General features: G+C 65.8%; 17 protein-coding genes and 1 pseudogene. 7 read left to right on the plus strand and 11 right to left on the minus strand.

The genetic code is table 11. The annotated features are described in order from the left end of the window. Positions 1–15 precede the first annotated feature (15 nt). Complete coding sequence (locus G6N44_RS15770; RefSeq protein WP_163665502.1) at positions 16–795, plus strand: SDR family NAD(P)-dependent oxidoreductase; 780 nt, start codon at positions 16–18, stop codon at positions 793–795. Between the two features lie 17 nt (positions 796–812). On the opposite strand, the gene G6N44_RS15775 is transcribed toward G6N44_RS15770, so the two are convergent. The 3 genes from G6N44_RS15775 to G6N44_RS15785 are packed head-to-tail and all read right to left on the minus strand — an operon-like array spanning position 813 to position 4160. Beyond that, the gene (locus tag G6N44_RS15775) at positions 813–1790 is read right to left on the minus strand and encodes a glycoside hydrolase family 6 protein (protein WP_163665504.1); all 978 of its coding nucleotides are present in this window, start codon (positions 1788–1790) and stop codon (positions 813–815) included. Between the two features lie 40 nt (positions 1791–1830). Beyond that, on the minus strand, positions 1831–3057 hold the full coding sequence (locus G6N44_RS15780) for a sulfotransferase family protein (protein ID WP_163665506.1): 1227 nt from the start codon (positions 3055–3057) through the stop codon (positions 1831–1833). Beyond that, positions 3054–4160, minus strand: coding sequence for a DUF1214 domain-containing protein (locus tag G6N44_RS15785; RefSeq protein WP_235682745.1), 1107 nt, complete (start codon positions 4158–4160; stop codon positions 3054–3056). The genes G6N44_RS15780 and G6N44_RS15785 overlap by 4 nt, the downstream gene beginning before the upstream one ends. A 66-nt stretch (positions 4161–4226) precedes the next feature. Here G6N44_RS15785 and G6N44_RS15790 point away from each other — a divergent pair, with 66 nt between their 5' ends. Continuing rightward, positions 4227–4889, plus strand: coding sequence for a TetR/AcrR family transcriptional regulator (locus G6N44_RS15790; RefSeq protein ID WP_163665510.1), 663 nt, complete (start codon positions 4227–4229; stop codon positions 4887–4889). Here the strand turns inward: G6N44_RS15790 and G6N44_RS15795 are convergent. Both G6N44_RS15795 and G6N44_RS15800 read right to left on the minus strand, forming a co-directional pair. Further along, a complete protein-coding gene (locus G6N44_RS15795; protein ID WP_163670016.1) occupies positions 4829–5392 on the minus strand; it encodes a TetR/AcrR family transcriptional regulator in 564 nt (187 codons plus the stop codon). The two genes, G6N44_RS15790 and G6N44_RS15795, sit on opposite strands and share 61 nt — an antisense overlap. Positions 5393–5509: 117 nt before the next feature. After that, positions 5510–6769 (minus strand): lipase family protein, encoded by a 1260-nt coding sequence (locus tag G6N44_RS15800; RefSeq protein ID WP_372508209.1) that lies wholly within the window; start codon positions 6767–6769, stop codon positions 5510–5512. A 317-nt stretch (positions 6770–7086) separates the two neighbouring features. On the opposite strand from G6N44_RS15800, the gene G6N44_RS15805 reads away from it, so the two are divergent. From G6N44_RS15805 to G6N44_RS15815, 3 genes are read left to right on the plus strand one after another with little or no spacing between them, the layout of a single operon-like run. After that, positions 7087–7710: a DsbA family protein gene (locus G6N44_RS15805; RefSeq protein WP_235683095.1), complete on the plus strand. Its 624-nt coding sequence runs from the start codon at positions 7087–7089 to the stop codon at positions 7708–7710. Between the two features lie 45 nt (positions 7711–7755). Then, a complete protein-coding gene (locus G6N44_RS15810; RefSeq protein WP_163665516.1) occupies positions 7756–7986 on the plus strand; it encodes a type II toxin-antitoxin system Phd/YefM family antitoxin in 231 nt (76 codons plus the stop codon). Beyond that, positions 7983–8366: a type II toxin-antitoxin system VapC family toxin gene (locus G6N44_RS15815; protein WP_163665518.1), complete on the plus strand. Its 384-nt coding sequence runs from the start codon at positions 7983–7985 to the stop codon at positions 8364–8366. Before G6N44_RS15810 ends, G6N44_RS15815 begins: the two co-directional genes overlap by 4 nt. An 18-nt stretch (positions 8367–8384) precedes the next feature. Here G6N44_RS15815 and G6N44_RS15820 read toward each other — a convergent pair whose 3' ends face one another. From G6N44_RS15820 to G6N44_RS15835, 4 genes are read right to left on the minus strand one after another with little or no spacing between them, the layout of a single operon-like run. Continuing rightward, positions 8385–9317 (minus strand): M56 family metallopeptidase, encoded by a 933-nt coding sequence (locus tag G6N44_RS15820; protein ID WP_163665520.1) that lies wholly within the window; start codon positions 9315–9317, stop codon positions 8385–8387. Further along, the gene (locus G6N44_RS15825; protein WP_163665522.1) at positions 9314–9688 is read right to left on the minus strand and encodes a BlaI/MecI/CopY family transcriptional regulator; all 375 of its coding nucleotides are present in this window, start codon (positions 9686–9688) and stop codon (positions 9314–9316) included. Before G6N44_RS15825 ends, G6N44_RS15820 begins: the two co-directional genes overlap by 4 nt. A 57-nt stretch (positions 9689–9745) precedes the next feature. Next, positions 9746–10576, minus strand: coding sequence for a cytochrome c biogenesis CcdA family protein (locus tag G6N44_RS15830; protein WP_163665524.1), 831 nt, complete (start codon positions 10574–10576; stop codon positions 9746–9748). Next, complete coding sequence (locus G6N44_RS15835) at positions 10573–11313, minus strand: DsbA family protein (protein WP_163665526.1); 741 nt, start codon at positions 11311–11313, stop codon at positions 10573–10575. The genes G6N44_RS15830 and G6N44_RS15835 overlap by 4 nt, the downstream gene beginning before the upstream one ends. Positions 11314–11404: 91 nt before the next feature. Between G6N44_RS15835 and G6N44_RS15840 the strand changes: the two genes are divergently transcribed. Then, positions 11405–12331 carry a L,D-transpeptidase gene (locus G6N44_RS15840; protein ID WP_235682746.1) on the plus strand — a complete coding sequence of 309 codons (927 nt, stop codon included), beginning with the start codon at positions 11405–11407 and terminating at the stop codon, positions 12329–12331. Here the strand turns inward: G6N44_RS15840 and G6N44_RS15845 are convergent. Further along, positions 12323–13927, minus strand: coding sequence for an FAD-binding protein (locus G6N44_RS15845; RefSeq protein WP_163665528.1), 1605 nt, complete (start codon positions 13925–13927; stop codon positions 12323–12325). The genes G6N44_RS15840 and G6N44_RS15845 overlap by 9 nt on opposite strands. A gap of 248 nt (positions 13928–14175) precedes the next feature. Here G6N44_RS15845 and G6N44_RS15850 point away from each other — a divergent pair, with 248 nt between their 5' ends. Next, positions 14176–15555 carry a glyceraldehyde-3-phosphate dehydrogenase gene (locus tag G6N44_RS15850; protein WP_407666178.1) on the plus strand — a complete coding sequence of 460 codons (1380 nt, stop codon included), beginning with the start codon at positions 14176–14178 and terminating at the stop codon, positions 15553–15555. 238 nt (positions 15556–15793) lie between these two features. Here G6N44_RS15850 and G6N44_RS29890 read toward each other — a convergent pair. Further along, positions 15794–15862, minus strand: a pseudogene (locus G6N44_RS29890) (hypothetical protein); the annotation flags it as partial. Positions 15863–16009: the final 147 nt, after the last annotated feature.

Raw genomic sequence — 16009 nt, forward strand, 5'->3', positions numbered from 1 at the left:
CCGAAAGGCAGCTGCATGTCCACCTACAGTCATCCGCACTCACTGGACGGACACGTCGCAATCGTCACCGGAGCCGCCCGCGGAGTAGGCAAAGGTATCGCCACCGCATTGCTGTCCCGCGGGGCCCGCGTACTGGTGACCGACATCCTCGATGGCGTATTGGCAAACACCACAGCCGAATTCACCGATGCCGGATTCGATGTCGCATCCGTGGTGGCGGACCTACGTGATGCTGACAGTGCCCAGCGCATCGTCGACGCCGCACTCGACGCGTTCGGCACGGTGAACGCGTTGGTCAACAACGCCGTCGCCAGCGCCGGACCCATACCGTTCGTCGACATCCCCGCACCGGAGTACGAGCGGGTCCACGACACCGGGCCACGGGCCACGTTCCGGCTCATGCAGGCGATCCACCCGGTCATGGTCAAGGGTGGCGGTGGATCCATCGTCAATCTCGGCTCGGCCGCGGGCACGGTCGGCACACACTCTTTCGGCGCGTATGCGAGCGCCAAGGAGGCGATTCGCGGTATGTCCAAAGTCGCCGCACTGGAATGGGGCGTCGACGGGATACGCGTCAACGTGGTCTGCCCGCTCGCCGAGACGGACGGCTTGAAAGTGTTGCGCGACATGGCGCCCAAGCAGTATGAGGCGGTTGTCAGGAGCACCTCACTCAAGCGAATCGGCGACCCCACCCACGACATCGGTGCCGTCGTGGCCTTCCTGATCGGCGACGATTCCGCCTACCTCACCGGACAGACACTCCTCGTCGACGGCGGGGCCGGTTCCTTCCGCTGACGTAGGTGGCCGGTCGGCTACCCGTGCGCCTTGCGGACCAGGTCGATGGCGTACTGGTTGACGAAGGTTCCCGCGGACGCCTCGCCGGTGCCACACGCGCCGTCGGACTCACCGGGACGCTTGACCCACAGGAAGGCGTCGACGTTTCCGTTTCCGGTCGCCGTGGTCGGCGCCGCGCCGAGTGCCCGGTCACTCGGGTTGCACCAGTACATCTCGCCCTCGGCCGGTCCGGCACCGTTGCGCGAGGTGTCGATGACGTAGGGCTTGCCACCCGTCATGCCCGAAATCGCATCGCCGTAACCGATTTCCTCTTCGGTGGTGAAGAAGTTGGCGGTGTTGAGGCTGAAGCCGCGTGCCTTGGCGACGCCGACCCGGTTGAGCCGGTTGGCCATCTCGTCGGCCGCCGTCCATCGGGAGTGCCCCGCATCGACGTAGACCGCGGTGCCCGGATTGCGGGTCAGTGTGTCGACGGCGTAGCTCATCAGGTTGTAGCGCTCCTCGCGCTGATCACCCGACAGGCAATCGGCCATCGCGAGTGCGTCGGGTTCGAGGATGACCGCGGCCGGCCCACCGCCGATGGCGGCGGCGACTCCGTCGATCCAGCCCTTGTAGGCACCTGCCGACCCGAACCCACCCGCGGCGTAGCTCCCGCAGTCGCGGTGCGGGATGCCGTACAGCGCCAGGATCGGCATGGTGCCGGCGGCCTGTGCCGTGGCGATGTACTTGGCGTCCACTGCGGGGCTGGAGATGTGGTCCATCCAGTAGGCGGTGGGCGTGTTGGCGATCGCCTGCAGCTCGGGGCTCGGGTCGCCTTTCGCGGCGCGCATGGCCTTCGACGAGGGGTTGACGTAGAACGAATGGCCCTCGAGCGGGTTCCCGTCGCTGGCCAGACGCACCGTCGGCGCGGGAGCGGTGGCGAGGCCCGCGGCGACCACCGAGGCGACTGTCAGAAGGGGAGCGATCGACCGCGCGACTGCGCTGGCAGCTGAGGACATCACCTCAGGGAAAGTAGTGGCGCGACGCCAGAAGCGCCAGTCACTCGGTGCAGAACCGCATGCGTTCGCGTAACTCGGCGGGGTCGATACCGAACTCGGCGGGCTCGTAGCGGTGCTTTCCTTTGCCGTCACGCGGCTGGGCGCGGTGATGCTCGGCGAGCATTCCGGCGATGTCCGGCGATTCCATCTGCGCTGCGGCATAGATGCGCTGCACCGTCGCCTCCGGGTCGGCCACCAGGTCGCGGTACTGGACGTCGAGCCAGGTCACGGTCGACGCCGTAGCCCGGGCGTCGAGGGCACGCCGCAGCCACAGCTCGGTCTGTTCGGTTTGAAACCTGCCCACGTCCACCCCGTCGACGTGGTCACTGTAGGTGGACCGGTAGGTCGCGAACAGGCTCGCGCCGGAGGTGACGGTTTCCACGATGTCGCGGTGCAACTGCACGATGCAGGCGCCCGGATACGTCGCGATGACATGGCTGAGCTCGGCGGTGTGCGCCGGGGCTTTGACGACCCAGCGGCGGCCGTCCTCGGCGTCGAGGATCTGCAGCATCCGGCGGTGCTGTGCATATTCGGGCGCGAAATCCTGACCGGCGAGCCAGGTGGCGTAGCTGTCCAGGCGGGTGGTGGCGGCGAAGCCCCAGTTGCGCAGGGTGGTGCCCATCCCGAGTACGCACTCCTCGGGCAGGTGCGGCCCGGAGTCATGCACGGCCGCCATCGTCGGGTTGAGCACGTGCAGCAGGTACTGACCCGCGGCGGCCGCCTCGAGGCGACGGTCGCGTTCCTCGCTGTCGAGGTCACCTGGTAGCCGCCACGGTGCGCCGAGTTCGGCAGGCAGCGGCGCCCGCAATCGGGGATCGCGGTCGAGGAGCCGAAACAGGAAGGTCGTCCCGGTGCGCCAGCCCCCGGTGATGATGATCGGCGGCAGCACCGACCGGTTCCCGGTCTCGGGGTGTTCCTGCAGATACCGCGTCATCGCGGCCCGGGCCGCCAGCCGCCCGGCCGCCGTTCGCTGGGCGGTCAATGCGCCGAGTGCGTTGAGCCGACCGTCCGCCTCAGCTGACGCCAGGTACTGCGCCAAACCCGGACGCCACTCGTCGGGGTCACCCAGAATGCCGGCACCCGCGCCGCGGGTGCCGCGGCCGATGACGATGTCGATGGCCTCGGCACCGAGTTGGTAGCGGTCAGGACGGGAGGTCCGGTCCTGCTCGGCCGCCGCATAGGCCTTGAGCGCCTCGGGGGTGCGAGCGGGCGCGACCCACCGGGTCACGAGTGCTCAGCCAGGTCAGTGAGGCGGACAACGCGGGTCGCGGGCAGTGGGGGCTGCTGGTCGGGTTGCAGGAACCGCATGACGACGATGCCGAAGGCGCGGCCCTCGCTGTCGATCCAGTCTCCGGCGGCCGGACCCGGATCGGTGGCCGCGACCACGAATCGGTAGCGTCCGTCGTCGAGCTTCGCGGTGACACCGGTGTAGGACACCCGCCGGTGGCGGTAGTCGAGTGAGTTCAGAAACCTGCTGTACGCCAGGATGTTCCAGTACCGGCACGCCACCAGATCACCTTCGATGAGCAACGCTTCGTCGGGGCCCAACTGCCAGCCGCCGCGCAGATAGTGGATGGCCGGTTCGGTGTAGACCGCTCCGCCTGCCATCTCGGTCCAATGGCGCATCTGGTTCGGTGACTCGCGATCGGCCGCTGCGGCAGCAGTCCAGATCTGAGGCAGGTGGGTGATCGCGGTCGACACCTTGGCCAGTTGCCTGCCGAATCGTGCCGGATCGATCGGTGCCGGGGACGGGACCGGGGACGGCTGGATCGCCTCGATGGCACACCATCCGATCCGATCGGTCTGCGTGTCATCGTGAAAGTGCCGTACCCAGATCACCGTGGCACGGTCGGGCAGTTCCAGCCAATCGCTCGCCTGACGGTCCCCGCCGACGGTCACCTGGTAATCGCCGTCGGCGTCGAACGTGATCCCGTCACTGTCGATCCGGGAGTTCGCCTGGGCCACGGTACCGCCGGCACCGGCGTAGACGGTGATCGAAACGTACGACGCGTCGCCGCGGTTACCACGGATCCGGTATCGGCCGCCGGGGCGGACATCGGCGACCCAGTACTGGAAGTCGGGGTTGTCCATCAGGAATTTCTGACGCCAGCCGTTGAACGCGACGAACTCAGGTTTGTCCCGATCAACTTCCAGACGGCCCAGCTGGTTCGACACTGCCCGCAGCAGCGCGCGGAACCCGTCGGCGCGTTCGGTTTCCGGTAGTTCCGCGGTATCGACCGCGAGTTGTTCACCGGCCGTGTGTAATCCGTCGACGAATGCGTTCCAGGCCGTGACTTCGGCGCGAGGTTCACCTGCACTGGGTGCGGCCACGGGCATCCTTCCCCAATCCGGAAGCGGCTGCTTCCAGAATTGGATCGTGCTCGTTATGCTCACGGAATGTCAAGGCCGTACCGCGGTCAGGCCGCCGACGCACGGTCCGCGGAGCGCCGCGCCCGACTGATCCGGGCAGGTGTCGATCTGGTCGGCACCCGCGGGGTGACCGCCATGACAATGCGTGCCGTCTGTCGTGAGGCGGAGCTCAGCCAGAAGTTCTTCTACGAAAGTTTCACCGACACCGACGAATTGCTCCGCGAGGTCTACCGCAGCACGTTCGAGCACGCGCGTCAGGTCATCGCAGCCGCAGGTGATTCAACAGCCGATCTGACGTCACGTACGCGGGCCGGCGTGGCGGCGGCGGCACAACTCGTCAGAGACGATCCCCGCATCTGTCGGATCCTCTTGGTAGAGCCGATCGCCGACCTGAGCCTGCGTCATTTTGTCCGCGACACCGTCGGTGCGATGAGTGGGGTCCAGGCCCCGAACGACGAGGCCGACACCGCTGCGACGGCGCGGCTCAAGATGCAGTACGCCACCGTTTTCGGCGCCATCATCTCGTTGTTCATCGAATGGACCGAAGGCAACCTCGGCTCCGACCGCGACGCATTCGTCGACCACGTGAGCATCATGCTGGTGTCGTCGCCGTTGTTCGACGACGGCATTCAGCCAGTTCCCTCGACCGGCCAGCCCGCCAGGACCCCTCGAATCAGCCGGTCGAGCTGATCGGCGGTATCCACCAGCGGTTGTCCGATGACAAACGTCATCATCACCCCGTTGACGAACGAGAAGAGTGCTTTCGCCTGTTCGTCGATGACCTCGGGCACCATCGGATTCTCTTCCGTGTCATGCCATTCCGTCACGACGGCGCGCGCGAGCCCGTAGAACCCCTCGACGGACGCACTGAGCGTGGCGGCCAGCTCATCGTCGCGGCCGGCCTGAAGTGCCAACTCGTAGCGGGCCTTGGTGCGGGTGAGCCAGGGCTCGGTGGCCGAATACATGATGAGGGTGGCAAACCCGAGTGTGCCGGCGAACTCTGTCCGATCGGTATCGGCCAGCTCCGTGAGCAAGGAGAGGTCGGCGAGGTCGAGTTCGTTGAGGCGCACCGCAATCGCGTGCATCAGCGCATCTCGGGTCCGGAAATAGAACGACGTCGTGCCGTCGGGAACCTCGGCCCTCTTGTCGACCTTGGGGTGACTCACGCCGCGCGCACCGTCCTGACCGAGCAGTTCGATGGCAGCGTCAGCCAGTTCGCGGCGACGCTGCGCGGCGTTGTACTTCCTACGTTCAGCGATGCCCGCAGTGTATCGAGCGGGCGTTCGAAGGCCCCCGATATCGCCCGACGGTCAGAACTGCCCGCAGTTGGGTGTGGTGGGTTCACCGTTGAAGCGGGCGGCGATCCACTGCATGGCCGGTTCCCCGTCCACGAGCATGGGGAGCGCATGGTTGATCACCAGCTTGTTCAGGAACGGCGGTTGCTCGTTGGTGCGGAATTCGACGTCGGCGCCCTGCGCGCACCAGTCCCGGCCCAGCTGGTTGGCTGCCGTCCACGGCACCAGCGGGTCGTAGCGGTTGCTGTTGATCAGAACAGGTGCGTTCGGCTTATACCGGCCGAGCTTCTGCAGATCGAACAGGCTGCTGAACGGTTCTTGCTGGACGAGCTTTCTGATGTCCTCGTTGAAGTAGGGCTGCAGATGACGGAACGCGAAGTCGACGATCGTCTGCCCCACGCACTGGCGCGACACCGATTCGAGCATGTCCTTGCCACGCTGGGTGAGCTTGGACCGGATTGCATCGGCCGCTTCCGGGTAGGCGGCGATGACGCCGTTGAGTGCGTAGCCGACGACGCCCACGAGCGCGCTGCCGTCGGCATAGGGCAGCAGTTCCTTGAGGTCGGCAGGAGGCGCACCGGCGTAGGTGCCGACGATGTTCAGCTCAGGTGCGTAGGCCGAGGCCAGCTCCGCCGCCGACGCCGTCGCCCCACCACCCTGCGAGTATCCCCAGAACGCCACGGGCCCATGGGGATCCAGCGAGGTGTCGGGCAGTTTCATGGCTGCCCGGCCGGCGTCGAGAACGGCCTGACCCTCGGCAAGGCGGTTGACGTAGGTGTGCATCGAATCGGTGCCGAGGCCTTGGTAGTCGGTCATCACGATGGCAAAGCCGCGGGCCACCAAGGTTGCGACGAACGCTTCCTCGTAGTTGACCATGATGTCCCAACCACCCGAGTAGTGGATGCCCTGGTTGAACTGGCGCGACGGTGCGCACTGGTTGCCCTGGCCCTGCGTACCCGGCGCGTAGACGATCAGCGGACGCGGCCCCTTGCCGGGCCAGTCGTTGTACGGCTCGAAGTAGGTGCCGGTGACGGCGATCGGATTCCCACGAGAATCGGTGCTGCGGTACATGATCCGCGTTCCGGTCGCCATGATGGCGCCCAGCTGGCCGGACGGCTCGAGTACCAGCCGGCTCGGTTCGGTGCGGATCACATCGCCGGGCGCACCGGGCGGCAACGGGTCCGGCGGGAGGTAGAACTCCTGGTACTGCGGTTCGTCGCCGGTGTCGGCAAAGGCCACTGTGGTCGATGCGACGAGCGACCCGATCATCAACATGAGGACGACGACCATCCCCCCGGCGTTACGCATTACCGGACAGTAACAAGAAAGTGTCTGGTCGTGCCACTTTTCCTCTAAGTAACTAGAGAACTAGTTTAATTCTGCAGGTAGGGCCGGGTTTACATCCCCAGCAAGCGACTCGCACCGGTTTCCACTCCGGGGTCGTAGCCCGGCGGACGAGCAGCCACGGTGCAAAAAACGGCGGCGACGCAGTGCACCGATAGCCCTCCGAGAGAATGGAGACCATGAGCCTGCAACCAACGCGCACCGACGCTGTGAACCGGCCGCCCTACTGCGCGCTCCACCTGATCCTGATGGTCGGCCTGCTCGCGGTGGCGCTGGTGTGGGGTCCCGGTGTCGGTCGCGCATACGCGGCCGAGGCGGCAACAGCCGGGGATGTTCTCTCCATCGGTGACCCGGCCGCACCCGGTCAGATCGACCTTTACCTGGATCCTCTGTGCCCGTACAGCGGGAAGATGGTGCAAGAGCAAGGCGCCGAGATCGGCCGGCGCATCGAGGATGGCAAACTCCACGTCAACCTGCGGTTGGTCAATTTCCTCGAAAAGTACTCGGCCAGCGGCACTTACGACAGCCGCGCGATCTATGCCGCTTTCATCGTCGCCGATCACTCACGGTCGAGCGACATCACCTGGCGGTTCATCGAGCAGATCTTCGCCGCCGATCAACAGCCGGAAGAACAAGGCGCGACAGATCTGAGCAACGATCAGCTCGCCGGGTTGGCCGATCGCGCCGGCGCGCCGCCGTCGGCTCAGGACATGATCAAGCTGGGACTCCCGATCCCCTTCGACGGCCACGCCATCGGGACGAACAACCTTCCGCTGCTGCGCGGCTTCCCCGAGCCCGGGGTGCCGCTGGTTGCCATCGACGGCAACTCCGTCGACGGCAACTCCGATTGGCTGGCTCAGCTTGCCCACTGATCGGCACCCCTAGTCCGACTAGACTAAGTCTAGTAGCCTGACCCCATGTCCACCGTCAATATCCACGATGCGAAGACCCGCCTGTCGCAACTGCTCGCCCGGGTCGAAAGCGGTGAGACGATCACGATCGCGAGGGCAGGCAGGCCCATTGCCGACCTCGTTCCTCACACCCGCGTTGACATCGTGTTCGGCGGGCTGACGGGTCGAATCGGTTACGACACCGCACATTTCGACGATACCGACGGCAATCTCAACGCCCTGTTCGGAATCGAATGAGCGGGCTGCTGCTGGATACCCATGTCCTGCTCTGGCTACTCGAAGACAACCCACGACTGGGAACCGCCGCACGCGAACGCATCACCGAAAGCGCCGCGGTGTTCGCCTCCGCGGCCGGCACCTGGGAGCTCGCCATCAAGGCGGCGATCGGCAAACTCACTCTGCCCGGGGACTTCGACGACGCGATCGGACGATCCGGCGTACAGGATTTGCCCATCACGCGTCGCCACGCTCTGGCCTCGGACGTCACGGCGCTGCCGCACAAGGATCCCTTCGACGCGATTCTGGTCGCTCAGGCCACCGTGGAACGGCTCACCCTGCTCACTGCTGACGCGAAACTGCTTGCGGCAGTGCCCGACGCGGTGGACGCCAGAATCTGAGCCGCCCGGCGGTTACGGCTACAGCGTGCACAAGGTCAGCGCGAAGGCCGGTGCCACCGCAATCGCGACGACGATGAGCGACATCGCGACAGGTTGCGGGCGCCACCAGCTCTCCTGTTGCGGATGCATGAGCCGGGTAACCCGGTCTATCACTGCCGTCCCGGCGGCAGCCAGCACACCATCGGGCAGGCGGTGTCGGGTACTCAACGCGACGAGGCTCGCCAACAGCGGCTCACGACCGTGCCTGCGTGTGGCCGCGTCGTCGGCGCACATCTCCAGCAACGCCGGTACCGACTGCGCCGCCGCCCGCATCAGGGGTAATCCCGGCAGTGCCGCGGCGAGGGTGTTGAGCATGGCGATGACGTGATGGTGGCGGCCCCGCAGGTGCGCCCGCTCGTGGGCCAGAACCGCGGCGAGCGCGGGTGGCTTCAACAGCTCCAGAGCAGCCGTCGTGACGACAATGGCGCTGCGCCGGCCGCCGGACACGCAGTAGGCGGTCGGTTGTTCAGCCGTGATGGCGACGACGCCGTCGTGACCGGTGGGCCTGCCGATGATCCGTACCGCCTCTGTGTGCCGGCGATTGGCGCGGCGCGTCCGACACAATGCGACGATCACCCGGCGCGTGGTGTTGGTCGCCACTGCGGCAGTGGCTGCGAGCAGGGCGACGACCAAGACCGTCGCCACGGTGGGCGGCAACGTCACCGCGCTGGCGATCCCCAGTGTTTCGACGCAGAACGCCGGTGCGCTGCGAACGATCAGGCTGTGGGCGGCACCCGCAATCAGGATCACCAGCGCCGCGACCCAGGCGAAGGACGCGGTTGCGACGACCACCAACCAGCCTGCCACCGACAGTCTGGGATGAATGCGAGCCGAGATCGGGCCGGTGAACAGTACCGGCGCCAGCCAGCTCAAAGCCATCGCGTAGCCGAGGAGAAACGTGACCGCGTTCATCGCGGCTGCTCCTCGGTGAACCGCTTGAGGGCCTGTCGAAGCTCCTTGGAGTCGTCGTCGACGATCTGCTCCAGGAAGAAGTTGAGGATCAGCTCACTGTTGCCGCCGGATTCGAACACCGTGCGCATCAACTGCGCAGAGTGTTCCTCACGGGTCATCACCGGCCGATAGCTGTACGCCAGCCCGACCTTCTCCCGCTCCAGCCAGCCTTTTCGGAACAGATTGTCCATGGTCGACATGACCGTGGTGTAGGCGATCTGACGCTTGGTGACGAGCTCGTCGTGCACGCTGCGCACCGTCGAGGGCTCCGCACGTGACCAGAGCACTTCCATCACCACAGCTTCGAGATCGCCAAATCCTTTTATGCCCATATCCGTTACCGCCCGCGTGGGTGCGCCGTCACCGTTTCGTTGTCTCGCACGTCAAACCTATGTAGCGCGATAGTAGCTTCTCCGCCACAACCGAATTGACCTCCACACGAGGAGTGCGACCACGACGCCCAGAATCAGCCAAGGATCACTCACGCCCGACGCCAGTCGCCCCAGCCACACTTGCAGGTCGTACTGCGCATCGACGGACAGCGGGCCGCCGAGATCCGCCGTGCCGTCGGTGAACAGGAACAGCCCACCGAGAGCGATGAAGACCACCCCGGTGAGCAACGAGGTGGTGTGGGTCTCCAGCGGCCCCAGCCGCACCGGGCGCCCCCGCAACCAGGTGCGTTCAGACAGGTTGAAGCGGTCCCACAGCCAGGCGATCAAAAACAACGGCGCCGCCATGCCGAGGGCGTAGACCGCCATCAGTAGCGCTCCGTAGGCCGGGTCGGCACCCATCGCCGACATGGTCAGGACCGCGCCCAACAGCGGACCTGCACAGAAGCCGGCCAGTCCGTACACAGCACCCAATGCGAGCACCGAGACGGTGCCGGAGATGTCGATCCGGGCCGTCATCCGTTGCATAGCGGACAGACCGAACCCCTTGCCCAACAACGTCATCAAGCCGAACCCGATCAATACCAGGCCACCGACCATCGTGACTTCACTGCGATAGCGCGTGACGACGCTACCCAGCGCCCCGACACCAGCACCCAACGGCACCAGCACGACACAGAGACCCACCCAGAACGCCAGTGTGCGCCGGACCAACAGGCGGGTCCGGTCAAAGGCGTAGGCGAAAAACGACGGCAGGAGCAGGGCCGAGCACGGGCTGAGCAGCGAAGCCAACCCGCCGAGGAAGGCGCCGAGCAGACCGATGCCGTTCATCGACCGGCCAGCGTCCCGTCGATGGCGCGCACGAAATCTTCCGTGGGCTGCGCGCCGAGCATGGGCACGTCGTTGAGCAGAAACGCCGGAGTGCTGGGCACGCCGATCCCGGCGCCCTGCGCCAGATCGGCATTGATGGCGGCGTCGAAGGTGTCTCCCCGCATTTCGGCGGTAAATCTGTCGATGTCGGGGACACCGGCCTGCCGGGCGAAACCGATCAGATCCTCATCGGTCAGGTCCGCCTTCGACCGCTCCGGTGCGGCCGCGTAGACGGCTCGGTTGAACTCCCAGAACTTGCCCTGCCCGGCTGCTGCGCGTCCGGCACGTGCTGCTGCCATCGACCGCGGGCCGAAGATCGCATAGTCGCGCCACTCGATGCGGAGTTGGTCGGCGTCGACGTAGCGCTTGACGAGTTCGGGTTCGGTGTCCCGGCTGAACTTGGCGCAGAACGGGCACCGGTAGTCGGAGAACACCACCAGCGCCACGGGCGCGTCGGGATCCCCCAAAGCCAGCGGGTCACCGGGTCTGCGGCGCTCCACCTGAGGATGACTCCCGCCGGCGCCTCCGGCGGCTGCGCCGGGTGCCTGCGCCGTCGCCGACGGCCCTGTCGCGGGCGCGGCCGAGGCCGCCTCGGTGTCGGGACGTATCAGCAGGTAGGCGATCAGAACGGCGCCGACGACAATCAGGCCTCCGATGAAAATCAGGTCCTTCTTGACACTTTCGCGTCGTCCACTCACCGCGTACCTCCATGCTAGCCTCACCTACGTAGCTACGTCGTAGCTACGTATTCTGTTTTAGCACACCGCGCCGCCCGTACGCGGCCGGCAGATGGGAGGCGCCGGAGTGTTGGCGGATTCACCGCGGAGGCGACCGGTACCGATCTTGTCGCTGGGCTTGATCGCCATCATCGGCGCGGCCATCTGGCTGACCCAGCCGGTGTCGATGGTCACCAACCTCGCCGCCGGCGAGCAGACGCAGGTCAGCTTCACCGCGACGTCGGGTGCCGGGTTGGTCGACGGAGGAACCTACGGCGTCGGCACCGTGATCGTGGCCAACTTCGACGAACCGGTCGGCGACCGCGCCGCCGCGGAACGTCGCCTGTCAGTCAAAACCGTTCCAGCCGTTGATGGTTCCTGGTACTGGATGGACAACCGGCACGCCCACTGGCGGCCGCAAAGCTACCACCGTCCCGGCACAGACGTCGTTGCATCCGCCGATCAGGGAGGCCGTCGGGTTTCCTTCCGGATCGGAGAGTCGCACGTATCCATCGCCGACGACGCCACCAAGCAGATCCGCGTTTACCGCAATGACGAGTTGGTCCGCACGATCCCGACCTCCATGGGCATGGGTGGATCAGAAACCGTTGCCGGCAAGACCATTTCGTTCTGGACGCAGCCCGGCGTCTATACGGTGATGGACAAGGCCAACACCGTGGTCATGGATTCCTCCACCTACGGGTTGCCCGTCAACTCACGCCTGGGCTACAAGCTGACCGTCGACAATGCGGTACGGCTCACCAACAGCGGGATCTACGTCCACCAACTCGACAGCACGATCTGGGCGCAGGGCAAGACCAACACGTCGCACGGATGCCTGAATGTCAACGCCGACAACGGGCGTTGGTTCTACGAATTCTCCCAACCCGGAGACGTATTCGAAGTGCACAACACCGGTGGCGAGCCACTGCCGATCTGGCAGAACGGCGACTGGGGTGTGCCGTGGGACACGTGGCTCGGCGGCAGCGCGCTACGGTGACGGCACGGGTTGCATCGCGACGGCATGCTCTGCGGCGCGACGGCCGGAGAAGACACAGTCGGCGATCGACAGGCCACTGACGTAGGAGTTGGCGCACAGTCCGATGGCCGTGCGTCCGGCCGCATAGAGACCCGGAATCGACTCGCCCGCAGGCGTTGTCACCGCACCGGTGAGTTCATCGACGATCAGCCCACCGAGGGTGAACATCGGGCACGGGTTGAGCAGGCTGGGTTTGATCGAAATCGAGATCAATGAGAACGGTCCCTGCTCGACAGAATTGACGAACTCGGCAGGCTTGCCCATCGGATCCGGTAGCCCGGCCGAGGCGGCGTCGTTGTGGGCCGCGACGGTGGCCAGCAACCCTGCCGGGTCCACGCCGGCCTTGACCGCAACCTCTTCCAGCGTGTCGGCCACGACCCGGTCGGTGCGCAACATGGCTTCCATCTGCAGGCGTTGGAACCAGATGGCCTGCTCGGGAAGCTGGGCTCGGGCCTGCTTGAGCAGTCGGTGATCGGCCAGGATCCAACCGCGGCCGCCGTGGTCGGCAACCATGGCGTGGCCAACCGCGGCGCCGTAGCGGGTCTCGTCGATGAATCGTTGTCCGTGTTCGTCGACCACGAGGGCACCCAGGAATGCGCTGGGCGGGGTGATGAAGCGCCACGCCGATACGTTGTCGAGGCGATCGACCGCACCGCCGACCTCGGCGGCCAGAGCGATTCCGCTGCCGTCGTCTCCGGTGGTGCCCAGCTGAAGTCCTTCGCGGTATGCCGGTGCGTGCTGGTCGATCAGCTCTCGATTGGCGATGTACCCGCCCGCGCTGAGAATGACCGCCTTGCGCGCATGGATGTCAACCGATTGGGCGTACCGACTTTCCAAGCGGTTCAACCGCTTTTCCATCGCGGCCCGCAGTGGCGGGTAGTAGATGCCCGGTTTGACCGCCAGCTCGGCGTACGCGTGATAGCGGCGCCGAACCCATGCCGGCGCATGGGCAAGCGTGCTCGTCCGCACGCCGACCACCCGGCCGCTGGGATCGGTCAACAGCGCGACCGCACGGGTCTGGAACTGCGTATGCACGCCGAGCCGAGCCGCCGATTCAGCGAGGGGCCGATAGATCTTCTTGCCCGAAGTCCCCGACCCTTTGGCCCGGTGACCACGCTGCGCCGGCGGAGTGATCGCACGGAAGCGCCCGGAGTTCTCGCTGCCCGAGTAGTAGAGGTAGTACTTGTTGTTCGGGTAGGACGTCTTGTACGGACACACCGACCCCTCGAACGGCACACCGTGTTCGCTGAGCCAGTCGATCATCGCCGGGCTGGTGTCGACGAAGCGCCGCAGCGTCTCGGGACGTACGGCGTCGCCGACCTCGGCCTGCAGGTAGGCGTACATCGCATCGGGGTCGTCCTCGACTCCGGCCTGGCGCTGAACCCAGGTGCCACCGCCGGCGTAGATGATCCCACCGGACACCTGCGTCGCGCCGCCGCCGTTGAATCGGTCGATGGCCAGGACGTCGGCGCCCCTGGCCCGCGCCTCCAGAGCTGCGCACACGCCGGCCGCTCCGTATCCGACCACGACGACATCAGCTGTGCGCGGCTCTAACATGGCTCTCCCCGAAAGTCGTCTTCCACCGAACGAGATGTCTAGTTTGTAGTCCACATCCGCCGTTTACCCCTGTGGCCTGGGCCACTGCCGGCCTCACCTGCGCACCATGCCGCATTGTGAGATCGGACAATCGCTAGGATACGAAGTGCTACTCATCCGAGGGGCCAGCCCACACGACCCACAGGACGATTGATTTGAACTCGCCAGAACTCGCCCACTGGAACGCTCAGGAAGCACTCGCCGAGGCGATGATTCCGCTCATCGGCGCCCTGTACCGGGCGAAGGGCGTGACAGTCCTGCTGCACAGCCGGTCGCTGGTGAACAAATCCGTCATCAGCATCCTGCGAACCCACCGATTCGCGCGGCAGGTCGGCGGTGACGAGCTGTCGGTCGAAGAGACCTTCCCCTTCCTGCAGGCGCTGGCCGACCTGGACCTGGGCCCGTCGAAGATCGACCTCGGTCTGCTGATCATGGCCTACCGCGCCAGCGATGCCGGACTGTCCGTGCCCGAGTTCACCGCCCAGGTGCTCAGCGACGTGACCGGGGAGAACAAGAGCGAGCCGCAGGGCCCGCGGGACGTGGTGCTCTACGGGTTCGGCCGCATCGGCCGACTCGTCGCGCGTCTGCTCATCGAGAAGGCCGGCTCCGGGAACGGCCTGAACCTGCGCGCTGTGGTGATCCGCAGCAACGGGGAGGGCGACCTGGCCAAGCGGGCGTCACTGCTGCGTCGCGACTCGGTTCACGGCCAGTTCAACGGCACGATCAAGGTCGACAACGAAACCAACAGCCTGATCGCCAACGGCAACGTCATCAAGTTCATCCATAGCGACGACCCGGCGAACGTCGATTACACCGAGTACGGCATCGACAACGCGATCCTGATCGACAACACCGGCAAGTGGCGTGACCGCGACGGCCTGTCCAATCACCTGCGCCCCGGGATCGCGAAGGTCCTGCTGACCGCACCGGGCAAGGGTGATGTACCGAACATCGTGCACGGGGTCAACCACCTCACGCTCGATCTCGATCAGCAGATCTTCTCGTGTGCGTCGTGCACGACCAACGCGATCGTGCCGCCACTCAAGGCGATGGACGACGAGTACGGCATCTCACGCTGCCACGTGGAGACCGTGCACTCGTTCACCAACGACCAGAATCTGCTGGACAACTACCACAAGGCCGATCGTCGCGGCCGGTCCGCGCCGTTCAACCTGGTGCTCACCGAGACCGGTGCGGCCTCCGCGGTCTCCAAGGCGATGCCGGACCTGAAAGCCAAGATCAGCGGCAGCTCGATCCGCGTTCCCACCCCCGACGTGTCGATGGCGATCCTGAACCTGCAGCTGCACCGCCCGACCACCAAAGAAGAGACCCTGGAGTACCTGCGCCAGGCGTCCCTGTCGGGACCGTTGAGCCGCAACCTCGACTACACCGCGGCGACCGACGCCGTGTCGAGCGACTTCATCGGCTCCCGCGCGGCGAGCATCATCGATGCGAACGCGACGATCGTCGACGAGGACAACGTGATCCTCTACGTCTGGTACGACAACGAATTCGGCTACTCGTCCCAGGTGGTGCGGACCGTGCAGTACCTGTCGGGAATCGAGTACCCGACGTACCCGCAAATCTGATCTGGCGATAGTCGGGTATCGACGCCGACGTCGCTGAGGCGTGCTGTTCAGCGCTCCACGCTGGCCAGCACGGTGTTGTTGGCGTCGACGATGTTGAGCTTTCGCACGACTCGCCACCCTGGGTGGGCTCGACTTCCAGATCGGCCGGGTCGGCCTTGCTCAGGAGCGACGGCAGCGCCGCGAAATCGGCTGCCTGGGCGCGGCACTGCGCACAGTCTTTGAGGTGCGCCTCGAAGCGTCCGCGTTCGTCGGCGTCGAGACCGCCGAGAATGTAGGCGCCCAGCAGAACATGAGGGTCGTCGATCACAGCAGCCCCATCTCGTCGAACACCGCCCGCAGTGCGCGCACTGCGTAGTAACTGCGTGACTTCACGGTACCCACAGCAACATTGAGCCTATCCACTGCTTCAGCCAGCGTGAGATCGTCGAATGTCGACGGCCAGGAATCCGCCGAC

Origin of the sequence: Mycolicibacterium alvei, from assembly GCF_010727325.1 — a bacterium.
Classification (GTDB): Bacteria; Actinomycetota; Actinomycetes; order Mycobacteriales; family Mycobacteriaceae; genus Mycobacterium; species Mycobacterium alvei.